The organism is Streptomyces sp. NPDC101393 (assembly GCF_044767385.1).
GTDB lineage: Bacteria > Actinomycetota > Actinomycetes > Streptomycetales > Streptomycetaceae > Streptomyces.
The window spans coordinates 494,618-512,623 of record NZ_JBIWNU010000002.1 but is presented as its reverse complement, the minus strand read 5'-3'; the positions used below and the strand labels follow the sequence as shown (position 1 = coordinate 512,623).

Sequence of the window (18,006 nt, the reverse complement as noted above, 5' to 3'; positions counted from 1 at the left end):
GCCCAGGATCACCGCTCTGGATCACGCGTCGGTCTTGGACGACGGTGACCGATGCGACGGAAGAGCCGTTTGCCTGAGCACGGTCCTCGACCACGACCGCGGAGCGGATCATCACTCCGTCGCCCGTCCCCTTTCGGGGGCCGCAACCGCGCGCTCAGCCGACGGCAGCGCCGAACCACTTGGGCAGCAGGCCGACCAGCTCCCGCTGATCTTCACCGACCCACGCCACGTGGCCGTCCGGCCGCAGCAGCACCGCCGGCGCGTCCAACTCCACGCTCCCGTCGACGACGTGGCCGACCCGGTCCGCCCAGCCCGCCACCGAGAGCCGGCCGGTCCGGTCCAGAAGCAGGCCGCGGCCGTCGTGCATCAGTGCGTAGAGCCGCCCGTGCTTCAGCTCCATGTCCCGCATCCGCCGGCCGAGCAGCTCATGCCCCTCGCCGAAGTCGTAGCGGATCCCGACCGCGGTGATCATCTCGGTCACGTACCGGTTCACCTCCTCGAAGTCCATCAGCGTCGAGAACAGCTCCCGCAGCGCGGCGGCCCCCGGGCCGGTGCCGAGAAGCGTGATCTGCGCACGGGTGTTGTCCAGCACGCGGGCGCCCACCGGGTGCCGCTCTGTGTGGTAACTGTCCAACAGCCCCTCCGGCGCCCAGCCATTGACCGCGGCGGCCAGCTTCCAGCCGAGATTGAAGGCGTCCTGCACGCCGAGGTTGAGCCCCTGCCCGCCGGTCGGCGGGTGGATGTGCGCCGCGTCGCCGGCCAGCAGCACCCGGCCGACCCGGTAGCGCTCGGCCTGCCGGGTGGCGTCGCCGAACCGGGACAGCCGGCGCGGCGAGTGCACGCCGAAGTCGGTGCCCGCCACGGCCCGCAACTGCTGCTTGAAATCTTCGAGGGTCGGTGCCGTCGCACGGTCCTCGGCCACCCCGTCGGCGGGTACGACAACGCGGTACGCCCCGTTCTCGCCGGGGCCGACGCCGAACCGCAGCTGGGTCTTGCGCACTTCCTCGACGACGGCGGCGATGGTCGCGGGATCCTCGGTCACCTCCATTTCGCCGATGAGCGTCTCGACCGTCGCGGGCACGCCGGGGAAACCGACGCCGAGCAGCTTGCGCACCGCACTCCGGCCGCCGTCGCACCCGACGAGGTAGCGCGAGCGCAGCTGTGTGCCGTCCGCCAGCTCGACGGTCACCCCCGCCCCGGCCCCGTCATCGGACTGGCTCAACCCGACCACTTCGCAGCCGCGCCGGATCTCGGTACCGAGCTCGACGGCACGCTCGCCGAGCAGCCGCTCGGTGACCGGCTGCGGGGTGGCGACGCCGTACGGGTGTGCCGTGTCCAACCCGTCCGGCCACGGCTTCGTGATGCCGCCGAAGAGACCCCCGACCTTGAACGTCTCACTGACCGCGAGGAACCGGTCGAGGAGGCCGCGCTGGTCCATCATCTCGACGCTGCGCGCATGCAGGCCCTGCCCGCGGGACTCCCCGGTCGGCGCGGTCAGCTTCTCCAGCACGACCACCTGCACGCCGTGCAGCCGCAGCTCACAGGCCAGCATCAAGCCGGTCGGTCCACCACCGGCAACGATCACGTCAATCATCACAACCCCCAACGCAACGACCCTGCATTCCGGGAAGCCGCATTCGTGGATTCCGGCTTCGATCGGCGATTCTGCGGCATCACCGGGGCCTTGCCGCAAGGCCCTGGGTGCGCTATATGTTGAGAGTGGCAAGGAGTGGGTATTCTCTTCGCCGGTATCTGGCGTCGCCGCAGCATCCCGGGATTCCGAGAACCCGAGGGTCTGAGATCTTCCCTGGCGACCACCGCCGTTCCTGTTGGCCCTTCGCCGTACATCAGCCTGCGCTCGCCACCGGCCGGTGACGCCTGGTGGCCAGATACAGGGCACATGCCCAACCCAGGAATGTCGCGCCCGCAACAATATTGATGCCGAGAACAGTCCAGCGGTGACGGGAATCGCGGCGGAAGGCGACGACGCTCGGAAACAGGTACACGAGGAATCCCAGGACCATGAGGGTGACTTCAAGGGGACCCGAATTGCCGAACATATCTTTCTCCCGTTGTCGTTCCGGCCGACCGGCCTGCGGCCGTCCACGGCAGTGAGCCGGCGGTGCGGTCAACTCCGCTGCAGGGACGCTGCAGGGCAGATGTCGTGGCCCGCCACGCGAACTGCGCGCCGCAGCCGAGCAGTTGTTACGGTGAGCGCCCCCGGGCCCGTACGCTGCGGCGATGGCCGGGTGGGTGGACGATACGTGGTGAGAGGTGGGGGAATGAGATTCAGCGGGCTCGGCTACTGGGCATCTCACGTCAGCGAGTTCGGTTACAGCCACGGAGCCCTGCGGGGAGCGGTCGGAACGATCGCTGTGCTCCTTGCCTCGGTTCTGCTCGGGTGTGCGCTCCACCGCGTTGACCGCATCCGTCGCCTGCGCTTTGCACCGGCGGCCGCGGCGGTCGCTCTGTCCGGTGTCGGCGTCGTCTGGCTCGCCACCAACTGACATACGGCGCAGGACGGCAGGACGGCACGATGCAGGGCGGCGGGGCTCGGCGTTCGAAGGGGCGTCAGCCCCACCGCTCAGGAGATAACGCGCTGCGGAGGGACCGCTCAGGACCGCATCAGGACCGCAGGGCGGGGCTGTCGTGTGCGGCCGGACGCGAGGGACGTGACGGGCGCGGTGGGCCGGGCACTGCCGGCGGTGCCGCGGCCAGCCGGTTGAGGGCGGCGGCCTCCTCGCTGCCCGCCTCGGCGCTGAAGACGTGCACCACCAGGCCCGTCTCGCCGGGGGCGACCGGCACGTGCAGGGTTTCGTAGTCCAGGGTGAGCAGCCCGGCCTCCGGGTGTCGCAACCGTTTGCGCCCCGCCCCGCACATCAGCACCTCGCCGGTGGTCCAGATCCGGCGGAACTCGGTGTGGTGCGTGGACAGTTCGGTGATCAGCGCGGCCAGTTCCGTGTCGTCGGGGAATCGGCCCGCGGAGACCTGCAGCTGGCCCACGGCCTCCCTCGCCCTGTCCTCCCAGTCGGGGTGGACGTCCCGGGAGGCGGGGTCGAGGAAGAGGTACCGGGCGTTGTTCCGATCGCGGCGGGCGGCGTCGGCCACGCCCCCGATGAGTTCGGCGCCGAGGTCGTTCCATGCCACCACGTCGAGGCGGTGGTTCGTCGCGAAGGCCGGCAAGTGATCCATGGCGTCCAGGATCCGCTGCAGCAAGGGGCTGACCCGGGCGGTGGGCGCGGGGTCGCGGCGGGCGGCGGCCAGGGTGGCCAGGTGCCTGCGTTCGGCCGCGTCGAGGCCGAGCGCCCTGGCGAGCGCGTCGAGCACCTCCGGGGACGGCTGGGTGGCCCGGCCCTGTTCGAGGCGTACGTAGTAGTCGACGCTGATCCCGGCGAGTTGCGCCAGCTCTTCGCGGCGCAGCCCGCGCACCCGTCGGCGACGGCCGCCGGTGAGCCCGACGTCCTCCGGTGCGACGCGACCCCGGCGGGCCCGCAGAAATCCGCCGAGCGCCCGCCGAGTGCCGCCGATCCCGTCGGTGCGAGCGATGGCGTCGCTGTCGTCGACGGGGTTGCCGACCCGGCCTGCGCGCTCGATGCCGCCTACGCCATCCACATCGTCCGGGTCATCCACGTCGTCCGGGTCATCCACGTCGTCCGGGTCATCCACGTCGTTCATGCGTTCAAGTATGCGTGGCCCTCGCAGTACCAGGATCATCGTTCCTGCGGTGGCACGGGGTACTGGTTGCCCGGCCGCGCCCGGGAGAACGTGAAGGCATGATCGAAGCCACACCGCAGCAGCGGAAGAAGATCCTCGTCGTCAGCGCCCACCCGGAACCCCGTTCGCTCAACGCCGCTCTGGCCACCTTCGCGGTCGAGCACCTGCGGGCCGCAGGACACGAGGTGCGGGTATCCGACCTGTACGCGATGAAGTGGAAGGCAGAGGTGGATGCCGACGACTTCCCCGACCACGTCGCGGACCGGCGACTGGACGTGTTGGCCGCCCACGAGCAGGCCACGCTGGCGGACCGGCTGTCGCCCGATGTCGCCGCTGAACAGGCGAAGGTGCGCTGGTCGGACGCGGTGGTCCTGCAGTTCCCGATGTGGTGGTTCTCCGTGCCCGCGATCCTCAAGGGCTGGATCGACCGGGTGTTCACCAACGGCTTCGCCCACGGCCCGGCAGTCCCGCCGCCCTACAGCGAGGGCGCCTTGGCGGGGCGGCGCGCACTGGTGTCCGTGACGATCGGTGCCCGGGAGTCGGCATTCTCCGACCGGGGCATCCACGGGCGGCTGGCGGATGTCCTCCACCCGGTGCAGCACGGCCTGTTCTGGTTCACCGGGATGACGCCGCTCGAACCGTTCGCCATGTACGACGCCGTTGATGTGTCACAGGACCGATTCGCGGCGGCGCGGCGGGAGTACGGGCGTCGGCTCGAGGGGCTCTTCACGGACGAACCGGTACCGTTCCGGTCGCTCGTCGGCGGCGACTACGACCATGACATGCGACTGCTGCCGGGCGTGGAGGCGGAGGGGACGAGCGGCCTTGACCTTCACGTCCGCCCGGGAGGCTGAACGACCCGCTCGTTCGGCCGGAGGGGCCGGTCGGCCAGGTGGGCGCCGATGCTCCGCAGGCGCCCCGGGTGTCAAACAACAGCGCCACGCGCCGGGGGAGCGCGGAGTGCCGATGAGATCTGGAACGACATCGCGGACCACTTCGACGACCATCAACTGGCCACACGTGTGAAGGCAGTTGCCACGATCAACGCGTGGAACCGAACCGATCGGTGTCGCCACCCGCCTCGTGGCAGGTTCCCAACGGGGCGGGATGTGAAGGTTTTGGGGAGGGGTGCGGGGTAGGAGGTGAGTGACGTCGGAAGTGCGCAGGGAGGGGGCAGGCCAGGGCGACATCAGCAGTGCGGGAGTACACCGCGGTGGGAAATCCGCGCACCCCGACCGCGCCTTCAATTGCCCACCGTGCAACACGATGCGGTGAGCTCACCGAGTGACGTCGTGCGATGCGCGAGTTCACCACATTCGCCGGCTTTCCCGCCGTCCGCCATTCTCCATTTCAGTGGCGAGATTCAGCGGTTCTTCCGTGGCACCAACTGATCCGTGCGTGTTCCTCGCCGTTCTCGGATGCCGCTCATTGACCTTGCTCGCGCGCGAAATGGGTGAGGACCGCGGAATTCCCGAACCGGCTGTCGCCGGCTTCGCGTACGGCTCGGAGCCGGAGGAGCGCGAGAACGTCCAGGCCCTCAAGCCGCACCCTGCGGAGCTGGGCGACCGCGAGGGCACCCTGTCCCCGGTCCGCTTCGGCGCCGAGAGGACACAGCCCGAGATCGGTGCGGAGCTGGGCCTCTCCCGGATGCACGTCTCCTGTCTCCTCGCCGGCGCTTACGTCACCCCGCGCGAAGGGCTCCTCGCCGAAGCCTGGACAGGCGCCGACGATGTCGGGTGTTGTCCCGCCGTGCGGGTGCCGTGCAGGTCGCGGCGGCGAGGCCGCTTCGGAGATCAGGAAAACGGCTTTCGGAGCCTGCTCCGACGGTGGATCCGTCAGGGGATTGGGGGCCTGACGGTCTTTATAACGCCACAATTCCCTTCGGCCGGGATCCCACGCATACGTTCGAGAGCGAGGGGCACACGACGTTCTGTCGCCGGAACGAACCGGTGAATGCACAGCTTAGACAAGAGCCCCAACGACGCGCAGCGGACGGGATCATGACGACAAAGGAGAGCGCGGAAGGTAAAGGCGGCCCGGAGCGTATCAGCGCCCCCGCGGCAATGGGCCAGGCCGTCACCCAACTCGCGCAGATGCTCCGATGTGAGCCGGGCTCGGTATCCGCACTCAAACCCACCGATGAGGGCTGGTCGGCGGATGTGGAAGTGGTGGAGATCGAAAAGGTTCCGGACACCTCGAGTGTGATGGCTTCCTACCGTGTCCAGCTCGATACGCAAGGCGACCTCGTGGGATTCGAGCGCACTCGCCGGTATGCGAGAGGCCAGATCGACAGATGAGCCCCGGAGGGGAATCCAAGGGAGGCCGTCGAATTCCTTGATCGTCCCATGACCCGCTCCAGCAATCTGGAAGGGAAGTTCGACCGTGTCTGTAGTCCAGCAATCCAATGCACCGAACAGCGGGGGGAGTGGCTCGGGCAATCTCTACGATGTCCTTGAGCTCATCCTCGACCGGGGTCTCGTCATCGACGCCTTCGTGCGTGTCTCGCTCGTCGGCATCGAGATCCTCAAGATCGACGTACGTGTCGTCGTCGCCAGCGTGGACACCTACCTGCGGTTCGCCGAGGCGTGCAACCGGCTCGACCTGGAATCGGGCCGCAAGGCGCCCAGCCAGCTCACCGACCTGGTCGGTGAGGTGACCGAGAACGGCGCCAAGGGAAAGTCGAAAGGCGCGCTGACAGGCGCCGTTGAGGCGTTCAGCGATTCCTTCCAGAAGGGTCGTGACGACTCCGAGGAGGAAGAGGAGCGCCCGGCCCGCAAGTCCTCCTCGTCCAGCAGCCGCCGAACACCCCGTCGCCGGGAGGACTGACCATGCCGACGTACATCTACGCGATCACCGACGCGGGCCACCCACTGCGTCTGGAGGGGATAGCCGGCGTCGGCGACCCCGCAGCCGAGCTGCGCACCGTCAAGACGAAGGACCTCAGCGCGGTGGTCAGTGACGCACCGGAGGATCTGCGGGCCAAGCGCCGGGACCTCGTCGCTCACCAGACCGTTCAGGAACGCCTGCTGGCTGACGGCGCCGCCCTGCCGATGCGCTTCGGCCTCCTGGGCCCCGACGACGACCAGGTCCTCGCCGTCCTGGAGCAGCAGCGCGACGCCTACACCGAGCGTCTCGAAGAGGTCAACGGCTGCCTGGAGTACAACCTCAAGGTGGCGCGCGACGAGGACGACCTGCTGCGCGAGATCGTGGCGGAGTCGGCGGAGGTACGCCGGCTCAATGACCGCACCCGCCAGAACCCCGGTGCGCACGACGACAAAATGGCGCTCGGTGAGCTGATCTCGCAGGAGGTCAACGCCCGCCAGGACCGCGCCGGCAGCGCCATGGTGGAGCGCCTCGCGCCGGCCGCCGAACGCACCGCGGTCACCGAGCCGACCAAGACCCACTTCCTGAATGTGTCGTTCCTGGTCAAGCGGGACAAGGCGGCGGCCTTTTCCGAAACCGTCCACGAAGAGGCCAGGCAGCGCGGCGAGGCCTACACCTTCAACCTGCACGGTCCGCTGCCGCCGTACAGCTTCGTCTGAGCCGGCAGGCCGTGCCGAGCGGAGATCCGCCATGGGCCTCATCACGCAGATCCTGACCTTTCCGCTGGCCCCCGTACGGGGCACCGCCTGGGTACTCGACCAAGTCCTGCTCACCGCGGAGCGTGAGTATTACGACCCGGAGCCGGTACGCGCGGAACTGGCGCAACTGGAACGGCAATTGCTGGACGGCGGTATCGGACCCGACGAATTCGACCGTCGCGAGGACGAACTGCTGGACCGCTTGGAGTGGCTTGAGGCCAACCAGCAACGCCTACGTACCAACAACTCCTGAACCACAGGGAGAACGAGGTGTACGAGAGATGATGAACAACGCCAAGATAGGAGTGGCCCTCGTAGGAGGCTACTTTCTGGGACGCACGAAGAAAGCCAAGATGGCGATCGGCCTGGGCATGTTCCTGGCCGGCCAGAAACTGAATCTCGATCCGAAGCAGCTCGGCAAGCTCGTCGCGAATTCGCCGGTTCTCGGATCCCTGAACGCCCAGGTGCGCGAGGAACTGGTGGATGCCACGAAATCGGCGGCCACCTCCGCGCTCACACAGCGGATCTCAGGCCTCACCGATTCCCTCCACGAGCGGACGCTGGACCTCAACGACGCGGACAGCGACAACGGCCGCCGCGCCGAGGAGCCGGCGGACGAGGCCCCGCCGGAGGACCAGCACGAGCCGGGTGACGACACCGAGGCTGACGACACCGAGGCCGGCGACGCCGATCAGCGGGAGGCCGAGGACGAACGGCCCGCGCCACGCCGCAAGGCACCGGCGAAGTCCGCCAAGTCCACGACGTCCGCCAAGTCGGCCAAGTCCTCCAGGCCCGCCAAGTCGGCGGCCGGGAAGGCCGCTTCCGGCGCCGGGACCGCCGCCTCGGGTGCGCGCAAGTCCGCCGCGGGAGCCAGGAAGACGGCCGGCGGTGCGGCACGCAAGGACGGTGCGGTGCGCCGGACCGCTGACCGTGGGGGTCGAAATGGCTGAGTCCACGTTCAGCAAGCTGAAGGACGAAGTGGCGAAGAGCCCGGCCACCGAAGAGCTCAAGGAAGAACTGCAGAAGTACCTTCAGGCCCGTGCGCAGCACGCCGTCACCAGCCTCGGGCACAAGCTCGGCGAGAGCGTCACCAAACTCGGCGAGCCGGGCCAGGGGGCGAGCGGGCTCGTCAGCGCCCTGTCCAAGGGCGGCAAGGCCCTCGGCGAGGGCAAATCGCCGGCGCAGGCCGCGCTCACCGCGGGCACCTCGCACCTCAAGGACACCGTCAAGGACAAGGTCAAGAGCCTGTTCGGCAAGGGCCGCAAGAGCGGTGGCGGCAAGTCCAAGAGCGTGACGATCGTCGAGGACATCGATGTGGGGGTCCCCGTACGCGAGGCGTACGACCAGTGGACGCAGTTCCAGGAGTTCAGCACCTTCGCCAAGGGCGTCGTCAGCGTCGAGAAGGCCGACGACACCACCAGCAACTGGAAGGTGAAGGTCGCCAAGTCCACGCGGAGTTGGCGGGCGAACGTCACCGAGCAGGTGCCTGACGAGCGCATCACCTGGACCACGGAGGGAGCCAAGGGCACGGTCAAGGGGGTGGTGACCTTCCACCGCCTCACCGGCGACCTGACGCGGGTGCTGCTCGTCCTCGAATACTTCCCCAAGGGCCTCTTCGAGAAGACAGGCAACATCTGGCGCGCCCAGGGCCGCCGTGCCCGGCTCGACCTCAAGCTCTACCGCAAGTTCCTCATGATGCGCGGCGAGGCCACCGACGGCTGGCGCGGCGAGATCCAGGACGGCAAGGTCGTCGTCGAGCACGACGAGGCCATCGCGGCGGAAGAGGAAGCGGACGAAGACCTCGGAGATCTCGAAGACGAGGACGACGACCGCGGCGATCCCGTGCACGAGGACGAACTCGACGACGAGCGCGACGGCGAAGGGGAACTCGACGACGAGCGCGAACCCGACGACGAACTCGACGACGAGCGCGAACTCGACGACGAGTACGACGACGAGGACGACGACCAGGGCGAGGCCGACAGCGAGGACGAGGGCGACTACGAAGAAGAGCCGCCCGCCCGTCGACCGCGGCGCCATGCCGCCGCGGCGCGTGGCTGACCTGCGCTGACCTGTCCTGACCCTGTCCCGACCGCACAGACGAGGCTGATCACGTGTCCGATTCACTGGCCGGCCGGATGGGGCCCTCCTCCGGGGCGGCCCCGTACGGCGGGCAAGGATCCTCCGCCAACCTGGCCGACATCCTGGAACGCGTCCTGGACAAGGGCGTGGTCATCGCGGGCGATATCCAGATCAATCTGCTCGATATCGAACTGCTGACGATCAAGCTCCGGCTCCTGGTCGCGTCCGTCGACAAGGCCAAGGAAATGGGCATCGATTGGTGGGAGCACGACCCCTCGCTCTCCTCCCGTGCCCGTGCCCCGCAGCAGGTCTCGGACCAGCGCGGTCCGGCCTCGGGCAGTGACCCGCTGGCCGCGGAGAACGACCGGTTGCGCGCCGAGCTCGCCGAACTGCGGGCGGCCGTCGGCCTGCCGAAGGGCTCCGCCCAGAACCAACCGGCAACGGACCCGGCCCGTGGCGAGGACGGGGCACAGCGGGCCACCCGCGAGGAGGAACAGTGAACACCGACGTGCAGGCCGCCGCGGCGGGCTCCGCGCCCCAGGACAGGCCGACCGCGCAGCCGGAGTCCGGGCCCCGGATCTCCTATGTGTACGCCATCAGCCGCGCGGCCACCGCCCTCGACGCAGCCGCGCCGGGTCTCACCGGGCTGGGTGGCGGTCCCCTGCGGACCGTCACCGCCGGCGGGCTGGCGGCCCTGGTGTCCTCCGTCCCGGCCGACACCTACAGCGCGGAGGGCATGAAGTCGCAGCTGGAGGACCTGGCCGGGCTGGAGGCGATCGCCCGTACGCACCACGCCCTGGTCGAGGCCGCGTACACGAGCACCACGGTGCTTCCCATGCGGCTGGCCACCGTGTATCTCGACGACTGCCGGGTGACCGCGATGCTCCAGGAGCGCGCCGCCGGCTTCGCCGAGCTGCTCGACTGGCTGGAGGGCCATGTCGAGCTGGGAGTGAAGGTCTACTCGGATCCGCGCGAAGCGGCCGCCGCCGAGCCCCCTGCCCCGGCTCCCGGCGCGGAGCCGGACAGCCCCGGGCGGGCGTATCTGCAAAAGCGCAGGGCGCAGCGGCGCACCCACCGTGACGCCTACCGGGCGGCGGGCGCGGTCGCCGCCGGCGTGCCGGAGCGGGCGTCCGCTCTGGCGCGGGCCAGAGTGGTGCACCGCCCGCAGCAGGGTGAACTGGCGTCGGGTGCGGGCGAGAACATCGCCAACGAGGCCTATCTGGTCCCCGCCGACCGGGTGCGGGAGTTCCGCCAGGCGCTCGCGGGCCTCGGCGATGACGTCCCCGGAGTGCGGGTCGAGATCACCGGTCCCTGGGCGCCGTACTCCTTCGCCACGCCGACCGAGGCCGGTGGTCGCACGTGACGGACACCGGCCTGCGGACGGATGCGGAGCTGGACGCGCTCGAAGGGCGTCAGGTCGCGCTCATCGACCTTCTCGACCGCCTCCTGAACGGCGGTGCCGTTCTCACCGGCGATCTCGTACTGTCCGTCGCCGATGTGGACCTGGTCCGGATCAATCTGCGTGCGGTCATCCACTCCATCACGCCCGACGATCCGTCCCCGTGGTGAACGACCGCTGGAACAGCACCACTTCGCGGCGGTGTGCGCCGCACGGACGAGGAGACCTCATGACGGATGATCCCGTACACCGGGAACCCGCCTTCGCTCAGGTGGCACAAGCCGCGGCACGCGCCTTCGACCTGGTGCCGGCCGGGGCCGACGAGCCGAGGCGCGACAACGACATCGCCCAGCGGCTGGGCACCGACCCCGAGACCGTCGAGCGTGACCTCATCAAGCTGGTGCTGACCATTGTCGAACTGCTGCGGCAGCTCATGGAGCGCACCGCACTGCACCGCGTCGACCAAGGTGATCTGAGCGAAGCCCAGGAAGAACGGGTCGGGATGACGCTGATGATCCTTCAGGACCGCATGGCGGAGCTCTGCGACCGTTACGGGCTCACCATGAGCGACCTCAACCTGGATCTCGGCCCGCTGGGTTCGCTCCTGCCACGGACCGACGCCGAGTAGGAGGGGAGAGGGGGTGCCCCGCCGCCTCAGCACGTCGTGCCCGGCGCGATCCTCGTGCGGTCGACGAGATACGCGTCGACGGACCGCGTGACGCAGGAGTTGCTGCGGCCGTAGGCGGTGTGGCCCAGACCCTCGTAGGTCAGCAGCATCCCGCCGGGCAGTTGGCGGGCCAGGCTCCGCGCCTCGCCGTACGGGGTGGCCGGGTCGCCGGTGGTGCCGACCACCAGGGTCGGCGGCAGGCCGGAGGCGACGGGGCGGACGGGGTGCGGTTTCGTGTTTCCGGCCGGCCAGTTACGGCAGCCGAGCTCGTCCACGATGCTGGATGTGCCGTACACCCCGGCCTTCTCGTACGCCGGGCCGAGAGCGTCCCAGTACGCCTTCGGGTCCCGGGGGTGGGGTATGTCGAGGCAGTTGACGGCCATCATGGCCGCATCGCTGTTGTCCTTCGCGCGGGCCCCGGTGCGGGGGCCGGGCCTGAGCGCGGCCCGGCCGGATCCTGCGGACGCGGCGGCGGGCCCCTCCTCTCCCTGAGCGAGGTCGGCCAGCTTCGTGCCATCGCCGTCGGCGGCGTCCCACAAGCCTGCGGAGAGGTCCTGCCACTGGGTCTCCGGGGCGTACATGGCGTCGGTGATCGCGCTGTACAGCTCCGTCACGCCGAGGCGCTCGTCCCGGTCGGCGACCGGCAGCGGTTCGTCGGCGGCCGTTGCGTACAGGTCGTCGACGAGAGTGCGTATCTCGTCCGGGGTGTTGCCGGGGCAGTCGGCCCCGACGACCTTCGCGCACTGCTGCGCGTAGTCCTCCACCGACTTCTGGAACGCCGCGCCCTGCCCGATCGCACGCCGGTACCAGTTGTTGGCCGGATCGACGGCCCCGTCCAGCACCATCGTGCGGACCCTGCGGGGGAACAGCTCGCCGTACGTGGTGCCCAGGCTGGTCCCGTACGACCAGCCCAGAAAGTTCAGCTTGCGCTCACCGAGGGCGGCACGCAGCACATCCACGTCCCGGGCGGCGTCGGGCGTCCCGACATGCCGGAGGATCGTGCCGCTGCGCGCCGTGCACCCCGCGGTCTCGCTCCGGGCGTCGTCGAGCGCGGCCCTGCGCTGGGCCTTCGTGCGCGGGAACAACTCCCCGTCCCCGCCGTCGGCGTCCGGGCCCGCCGTGGCGCCGACGGCACGGATGACCCCGGTCGGGCGGGTGAAGGCCGCGGCCTTCACGGGTACCGGGTCGCAGTTCACGGCCGGTCTGCTGCCGCCCACCCCGCGCGGATCGAAGGTCACGACATCGAAGCGGGCCCGCACCCGTGCGCCGAACGACTCGATGTTCCCCGACTTGAGGTCGTCCACACCGGAGGCGCCGGGGCCGCCCGGGTTGTAGACGAGCGACCCGATGCGCTGCGCCTGCCTCTCCGCGCGGTGCCTGACCACCGGCAGTGCGAAGCGCTTGCCGTTTCGCGGATGCCGGTAGTCCATGGGGACGTGCAAGGTGGTGCACTGCAGGCTCCCGCACTTCTTCCAGTGCAACTGCTGCCCGTAGAACGGGCGCAGGGAGGGCCGGGCGGCGGGGTCGTCCCAGGTGTCGGCGGCTTCCGACGTGCGGTCCGGAGCCCAGGGCGGCGTCCCGTCGCAGGCCGCGAGCGTGGCGGTGCCGAGGACGGCCAGGGAAACAAGAAAGGCACAGCGCTGCCGAACCGCAGAATTCACCGAAAGCTCCGTCATGTGTGGGGTCGCTGAAGTGTCCAGGAGCAAGGCTGAGGATTTGATGAAGGCGACGCGTGCAGCGACCACCGGCACGAGTACGCGGGTGGGGCCGGGTACTCGGGCTGCTCGGCGGGGAGGGGTTCCGCACCTGGCCGTTAGGGTTGCCGCGTGCGAGTGCTGCTGGTGGAGGACGACGACGATTTGCGCTTCGGGGTGGCGGCCGCGCTGCGCGCCGCCGGACTGGCCGTCGACGAGGCGAAGGACCTCCCGCAGGCCGACGAGGCACTGTTCGTCACCGCCTACGACTGCGCGGTCTTCGACCGGATGCTCCCGTCCGGCGACGCCGCCGGCTACGTGGAGCAGCGGCGCCGCTCCGGGCTGGCGGTGCCGGTGCTGTTCCTCACCGCCCGCGACGCACTCGCCGACCGGGTGGAAGGATTCGCCAGCGGGGGCGACGACTATCTGGTCAAACCGTTCGCCGTGCCGGAACTCATCGCCAGGGTGCGCAGCCTCTGCCGCCGCGCCTCGGTCATCCGGCCGCCTGTCCATCGCGTCGCCGACATCGAGATCGACACCGCCCGGCGGCACGTCCACCGAGCCGGTGTCCTGCTCACCCTCACCCGCAGGGAGTTCTCCGTCCTTGAGGTGCTGGCGACCCACGCCGATCAGGCGGTGTCCCGGGCCGAGCTGATAGAGCGGTGCTGGGATGAGATGGCGGCGCCGCAGTCCAACGTCCTGGAGGTCCTGATCGCCCAGCTCCGCCGCAAGCTGGGCGATCCTCCGCCCATCCACACGGTGCGCGGCGTCGGCTACCGCCTGGCGCCCGACGGCCCGTGATGCGGATGCCCGCCCGTTTCCGCCGCTCGCGGCCGCTCACCCCGACCGCCAGGGTGCGCCGGCTGCGTCGGCGTATCACCACGCTGTTCGCGCTCACCAGCGCCGTGGGCCTCGTCGCGATGGCCGTTCTCGCGATCCGCAGCGATGACGCGAGGTGGCGCGAGCAGCTCGACCGGACGATGGACGCGGACACCAGCTGGGCGATGGGGCTGCTGGAAACCGACGAGAGCGGCCGGCTGGACACCCGCGTGATGGCCGACACCATGGGCACCGGTTGCCCGCCCCTGACAGTGCTGTCACTGACACCCGGAACGGACACCGACCTGGTCGTCGATCGCGCGCCGCCCCGGCCCTGCCTGTCCGCCCGGCCCACCGACGTACGGGAAGCGGCGGCAGCTGCCGTACGCGACGAAGAGGCCTCGGCATTCGACCGGCGCACGACGCACGGCGAGCCGGTGCGGGTGTTCGCTCTGCCCTTCTACTGGCCGGACGCCGTCGAGGGCGATCGACCGCAGGGCGCCATCGTCACTCTGTCCAAGACCTCCTCCCAGGGCGCCGACCACCGTCGGCTGACCTGGCTGGTGTCGGGTGGCTGTGTGGCGTTGATGTGCCTGTCGGCCGCTGTCGGCCATGTGCTGTCCGGGCGCGCGGTCCGGCCGGCGCTGGCGGCACTGGACCAGCAGGAGGCGTTTCTCGCCGACGCCGCGCACGATCTGCGGACACCGGCCGCGTCCCTGCGCACGCTCTCCGAGACCGCACTGCGTGGTGAGACGGACGGCACCGAGGTGCTGCGGCGCACCCTGAGTCTGGCGCAGGGGATGGGCCGCCTGGTCGACGGGCTGCTCACCCGGGCCCGGCTCATGTCCGGTACGGCAACGCTCGCGCGCGAACCCCTGCGTCTGGACCAGTTGGTGGAGGACACGGTCGCGGACGCCCCGCTCGGGGAGCACCGGGTGACGGTGCGGGCCGAGGAGGCCATCGTCGTCGCCGATCCCGATCTGGTGCGCCGGGCCGTGGGCAATCTGCTGGGCAACGCACTTGTCCACGGCCACGCCCCGGGGGTGCCGGCCGACGTCCGTATCACCGTGGCGCGGGACGGCACAGTGACGGTCGACGACGCCGGCCCCGGGCTGCCGCCTCAGGTGGCGGGAGCCTTGTTCGAACGTTTCCGCAGTGGCGGCGGATCCACCGGCCTCGGCCTGTCCATCGCCTCCTGGGTCGCGCACGCGCACGGCGGCAGCCTCACCGCCGCCGCCGGCGAACGCGGCGGCGCCCGGTTCACCCTGCGGCTCCCCACCAGCGCCTGACCGGTCCCGGCCCGGCGGGTCCGCCCTGCCGGACGCCCTCGGTCAGGACTCCCGCCCGCCGAACTGCCAGGCGTGCACCTCGATGCCGGCGTACCTGTCGGGGGTGAGGAGGGCGCCTGCCGCCTCCGGGGCCGGCACTACGCCGCGGCGCGAGCACCCGAGCGGGTGCTCGCAGAAGGCCTGGTCGGAGTGCAAGCTGTCACGGTGGCCTGCTCCGCCGAACCGCAGGACGAGCACAGCTGGGAGAAACGCGATGGCGACGAGAGCGAACCTGCCCCAGGTGGTGTCCCGCGAGGAATGGCTCGCGGCCCGGAAGGAGCTGCTGACCGAGGAGAAGGAGCTCACCCGGGCGCGCGACCGGGTCAATGCCGACCGGCGGCGGCTGCCGATGTTCCGCGTCGACAAGGCGTACTCCTTCGAAGGCCCGAACGGGAAGGTGGGTCTGCTCGAACTGTTCGACGGGCGGCCTCAGCTGGTCATGCACCACTTCATGTGGATCTTCGACACCGACGCGGACGGCGTCGAGCACCCCCGCGATACCGGCTGCTCCTCCTGTTCCTCCGCGGCTGACGGGATCGGCAAGCTGCGGCAGCTGCATGTCCGCAACACGACGCTGGTCGCGGTGACCCGGGCGCCGTATCCGAAGCTCGCCGCCTTTCGCGAGCGGATGGGCTGGACTTTCCCCTGGTACTCCTCGGCGGGCAGCGACTTCAACTACGACTTCCACGCGACCGTCGACGACCGCGTCGCGCCGGTGCAGATCTTCCACCGCAGCGAGGCCGAGCTCTCCGAGGCGGGGATGCCGTGGTCGGAGAGCATGCGCGGTGACTGGCCGGGCATCAGCGCATTCCTGCGGGTCGGGGACGAGGTCTTCCACACCTACTCCACGTTCGGCCGTGGCATCGAAGAGTTCCACAACGGCTATCAATACCTCGACCTCACGGCGCTCGGCCGCCAGGAGGCCTGGGAGGAGCCGAAGGGACGCGCGGTCCCACTGGGTCTGCACGTCGGCGGACCCGCTCTGCGTCTCCCCGACGAATACGACGACTGACAGCGCGGTCGCGGGGTATCCGAAGTGCGCGACGGTGCCGACGAGTGGTGAGTCCGCCCTCAGCGCTGCTGCCCAAGGCGGGACGGGTGAGGCCCTGACCTGGAATCCGCCCAGGTCGGGGCCTTGTGCGTGGCGTGGGGCCCTCCGGCGCGGGCCGGATCGCTCGCGAAGGGTTGTGACGTGGGACACGTTGAAGAATTTGTTCCCTTTGAGGTAATTGTCGCTTCTCTGTGAGCGCCGCCGGGAACGATCTAGGCCGGAAACTCTCCGCTTCTGATTGATATGGACGCGGGGGAGGCGTGGTTGACAAAAGGCCGGTGACTGAAGATCGCCGCCCGTGCTGCCTGCGTCGCGTCATGAGCGTGAGGGATATCGGTCCTGTCCTGGCTGGCAGGGGAGCCGCCTGTTCCTCCGTCAGGTGAGGCGTCATTAATTCATGGCGCGTTCATAATGCTGCGGATCGTCCGGCGTTCACGTAAACATGACGATTTTCCGGTCATAGTGAGGGTTCGTGTTGCCGGGATCTCCGTTCGTGCTGTCTTGTGGTCACATCAGCAGCCACGAGGGGAATTGCTAGTTATGGCAATCAAGATCAATCCTGCTCGGTTCAGCCAGTTCGGGTCGGCTGAAGGAAGCATCTTCTGCCTGATAACGAACCGTGAGCTCGAAGGTGAGCTGGAGATCGTCAAGGAAGCTCCTTACGCGGAGTACCGGACGATCATTCTGGGCCCGGGTGACGATTTTGAAGCGATGCTGGCCGAAGGGGTAATCCCGCAGCGGTCGCACTCGCTCGCCATCTCGCCCTACCGGTTCTTCGAGTCTCCCTCCGAGGAGGTTCTCGGGTCGGAGCGCAAGCTCATGGGAATGGCGTGCAATTCGACGCCGACCGACCTGGGGACGATCCGCCATTTCATCGACGTGATCGAGCGGACATCGGCCCAGGAACAGGGTGAGTTCAGCGACCGGTTCTTCGAACTGGCCGAGTCGACCGACCACCTCGTCTACGTCGATGAGCGGCACGGGACGCGGGCTGTATTGGATCACCTCGCCGATGGCCTGGTGTGGAACCAGCAGGCCGGCCCGCTGGATTGGGGCGAGCAGCAGATCGTGCCCTCCGGCGAGATCAGCGTTCTGCCCACGCAGATCGTCGAGTTCGACGAGAGCCTGCACCTTCCGCTCGAGGGCTCGGTCGCCTTCCGCGGGTTCCCCATCCTGCACAGCGGTACGCCGTCCTTCACCAGGAAGGACCAGGCCCGCCTGCAGGGCAAGCTCGCCGGCCTGGAGCGCGAGGCCATCGTCTGCGACGTGCGCAAGGGAACGATCACCTCGCTGCGCCCGTACCGAACCGAAGGCGCCGCGGTGGCCAGGGTCTTCGAGGCCATGTTCGAGGTCGACTCGCGCTACTCCCTGATCTGGGAGATGGGGCATGCCCTCAACACCAGCCTGGACATTCTGCCGGGCAACCATGCCATGAATGAGGTGTACGGCGGCGAACGCGGCTGCCTCCACTGGGGATTGGGGCTCACCCCGTTCACCCAGTACCACCTCGACATCATCTCGCCCGACACCACCGTCTATACCGAAAACGGTGAAGTCGTACTGGGCGACAAAGGCGGCGCTCCCCGAGTCCGCATGGCTGCTGTCGCCTGACCGGCCATCAGCGTAGAGCGGAGCGCACATCCGTAACCGAAGGGAGGTGACCGTCGTGAA

General features: G+C 69.4%; 22 protein-coding genes. 16 read left to right on the top strand and 6 right to left on the bottom strand.

Annotated elements, in window-relative coordinates; genetic code table 11:
- Window positions 1–154 precede the first annotated feature (154 nt).
- The 3 genes from rox to ACIRQ7_RS07820 form a co-directional block, all read right to left on the bottom strand.
- A complete protein-coding gene (rox, locus tag ACIRQ7_RS07830) occupies window positions 155–1,594 on the bottom strand; it encodes a rifampin monooxygenase (RefSeq protein ID WP_404260788.1) in 1,440 nt (479 codons plus the stop codon).
- Between the two features lie 253 nt (window positions 1,595–1,847).
- Window positions 1,848–2,060, bottom strand: coding sequence for a superinfection immunity protein (locus tag ACIRQ7_RS07825; RefSeq protein ID WP_404260786.1), 213 nt, complete (start codon window positions 2,058–2,060; stop codon window positions 1,848–1,850).
- A gap of 565 nt (window positions 2,061–2,625) precedes the next feature.
- On the bottom strand, window positions 2,626–3,675 hold the full coding sequence (locus ACIRQ7_RS07820) for a helix-turn-helix transcriptional regulator (protein WP_404260785.1): 1,050 nt from the start codon (window positions 3,673–3,675) through the stop codon (window positions 2,626–2,628).
- A gap of 98 nt (window positions 3,676–3,773) precedes the next feature.
- Between ACIRQ7_RS07820 and ACIRQ7_RS07815 the strand changes: the two genes are divergently transcribed.
- Entirely contained in the window at window positions 3,774–4,568 is a 795-nt protein-coding gene (locus ACIRQ7_RS07815) for an NAD(P)H-dependent oxidoreductase (RefSeq protein ID WP_404260783.1), read from the top strand.
- Between the two features lie 571 nt (window positions 4,569–5,139).
- Here ACIRQ7_RS07815 and ACIRQ7_RS07810 read toward each other — a convergent pair.
- Complete coding sequence (locus ACIRQ7_RS07810; RefSeq protein WP_404261375.1) at window positions 5,140–5,367, bottom strand: hypothetical protein; 228 nt, start codon at window positions 5,365–5,367, stop codon at window positions 5,140–5,142.
- Between ACIRQ7_RS07810 and ACIRQ7_RS07805 the strand changes: the two genes are divergently transcribed.
- The 11 genes from ACIRQ7_RS07805 to ACIRQ7_RS07755 all read left to right on the top strand — a co-directional run bounded on the left by ACIRQ7_RS07805 (window position 5,272) and on the right by ACIRQ7_RS07755 (window position 11,404).
- Window positions 5,272–5,667 (top strand): sigma factor-like helix-turn-helix DNA-binding protein, encoded by a 396-nt coding sequence (locus ACIRQ7_RS07805; protein ID WP_404261337.1) that lies wholly within the window; start codon window positions 5,272–5,274, stop codon window positions 5,665–5,667. The genes ACIRQ7_RS07810 and ACIRQ7_RS07805 overlap by 96 nt on opposite strands.
- Before the next feature lie 47 nt (window positions 5,668–5,714).
- Window positions 5,715–6,011: a gas vesicle protein gene (locus ACIRQ7_RS07800; protein WP_404260781.1), complete on the top strand. Its 297-nt coding sequence runs from the start codon at window positions 5,715–5,717 to the stop codon at window positions 6,009–6,011.
- A gap of 85 nt (window positions 6,012–6,096) precedes the next feature.
- Entirely contained in the window at window positions 6,097–6,540 is a 444-nt protein-coding gene (locus ACIRQ7_RS07795) for a gas vesicle structural protein GvpA (RefSeq protein ID WP_401468755.1), read from the top strand.
- 2 nt (window positions 6,541–6,542) lie between these two features.
- Window positions 6,543–7,256 carry a GvpL/GvpF family gas vesicle protein gene (locus ACIRQ7_RS07790; protein WP_404260779.1) on the top strand — a complete coding sequence of 238 codons (714 nt, stop codon included), beginning with the start codon at window positions 6,543–6,545 and terminating at the stop codon, window positions 7,254–7,256.
- 31 nt (window positions 7,257–7,287) lie between these two features.
- The gene (locus ACIRQ7_RS07785) at window positions 7,288–7,548 is read left to right on the top strand and encodes a gas vesicle protein GvpG (protein ID WP_404260777.1); all 261 of its coding nucleotides are present in this window, start codon (window positions 7,288–7,290) and stop codon (window positions 7,546–7,548) included.
- A 28-nt stretch (window positions 7,549–7,576) separates the two neighbouring features.
- Complete coding sequence (locus ACIRQ7_RS07780; protein ID WP_404260776.1) at window positions 7,577–8,245, top strand: hypothetical protein; 669 nt, start codon at window positions 7,577–7,579, stop codon at window positions 8,243–8,245.
- The gene (locus ACIRQ7_RS07775; protein ID WP_404260774.1) at window positions 8,238–9,356 is read left to right on the top strand and encodes an SRPBCC family protein; all 1,119 of its coding nucleotides are present in this window, start codon (window positions 8,238–8,240) and stop codon (window positions 9,354–9,356) included. Before ACIRQ7_RS07780 ends, ACIRQ7_RS07775 begins: the two co-directional genes overlap by 8 nt.
- Before the next feature lie 53 nt (window positions 9,357–9,409).
- Entirely contained in the window at window positions 9,410–9,877 is a 468-nt protein-coding gene (locus ACIRQ7_RS07770) for a gas vesicle protein (protein ID WP_401468770.1), read from the top strand.
- The gene (locus ACIRQ7_RS07765) at window positions 9,874–10,740 is read left to right on the top strand and encodes a GvpL/GvpF family gas vesicle protein (protein ID WP_404260773.1); all 867 of its coding nucleotides are present in this window, start codon (window positions 9,874–9,876) and stop codon (window positions 10,738–10,740) included. The genes ACIRQ7_RS07770 and ACIRQ7_RS07765 overlap by 4 nt, the downstream gene beginning before the upstream one ends.
- A complete protein-coding gene (locus ACIRQ7_RS07760) occupies window positions 10,737–10,946 on the top strand; it encodes a gas vesicle protein (protein WP_404260771.1) in 210 nt (69 codons plus the stop codon). Before ACIRQ7_RS07765 ends, ACIRQ7_RS07760 begins: the two co-directional genes overlap by 4 nt.
- Before the next feature lie 59 nt (window positions 10,947–11,005).
- The gene (locus ACIRQ7_RS07755) at window positions 11,006–11,404 is read left to right on the top strand and encodes a gas vesicle protein K (RefSeq protein WP_404260769.1); all 399 of its coding nucleotides are present in this window, start codon (window positions 11,006–11,008) and stop codon (window positions 11,402–11,404) included.
- A 26-nt stretch (window positions 11,405–11,430) separates the two neighbouring features.
- Here ACIRQ7_RS07755 and ACIRQ7_RS07750 read toward each other — a convergent pair whose 3' ends face one another.
- The gene (locus ACIRQ7_RS07750; RefSeq protein WP_404260768.1) at window positions 11,431–13,104 is read right to left on the bottom strand and encodes an alpha/beta hydrolase; all 1,674 of its coding nucleotides are present in this window, start codon (window positions 13,102–13,104) and stop codon (window positions 11,431–11,433) included.
- Window positions 13,105–13,275: 171 nt separating this feature from the next.
- On the opposite strand from ACIRQ7_RS07750, the gene ACIRQ7_RS07745 reads away from it, so the two are divergent.
- Window positions 13,276–13,938 (top strand): response regulator transcription factor, encoded by a 663-nt coding sequence (locus ACIRQ7_RS07745; protein WP_401469281.1) that lies wholly within the window; start codon window positions 13,276–13,278, stop codon window positions 13,936–13,938.
- Window positions 13,939–13,943: 5 nt separating this feature from the next.
- Entirely contained in the window at window positions 13,944–15,245 is a 1,302-nt protein-coding gene (locus ACIRQ7_RS07740; protein WP_404260766.1) for a sensor histidine kinase, read from the top strand.
- Window positions 15,246–15,287: 42 nt separating this feature from the next.
- Here the strand turns inward: ACIRQ7_RS07740 and ACIRQ7_RS07735 are convergent, their stop codons facing one another.
- Window positions 15,288–15,440 carry a hypothetical protein gene (locus tag ACIRQ7_RS07735; RefSeq protein WP_404260765.1) on the bottom strand — a complete coding sequence of 51 codons (153 nt, stop codon included), beginning with the start codon at window positions 15,438–15,440 and terminating at the stop codon, window positions 15,288–15,290.
- A 58-nt stretch (window positions 15,441–15,498) separates the two neighbouring features.
- Between ACIRQ7_RS07735 and ACIRQ7_RS07730 the strand changes: the two genes are divergently transcribed.
- Complete coding sequence (locus ACIRQ7_RS07730) at window positions 15,499–16,296, top strand: DUF899 domain-containing protein (RefSeq protein ID WP_404260764.1); 798 nt, start codon at window positions 15,499–15,501, stop codon at window positions 16,294–16,296.
- 579 nt (window positions 16,297–16,875) lie between these two features.
- The gene (locus ACIRQ7_RS07725; protein ID WP_404260763.1) at window positions 16,876–17,946 is read left to right on the top strand and encodes a hypothetical protein; all 1,071 of its coding nucleotides are present in this window, start codon (window positions 16,876–16,878) and stop codon (window positions 17,944–17,946) included.
- Window positions 17,947–18,006 lie beyond the last annotated feature (60 nt).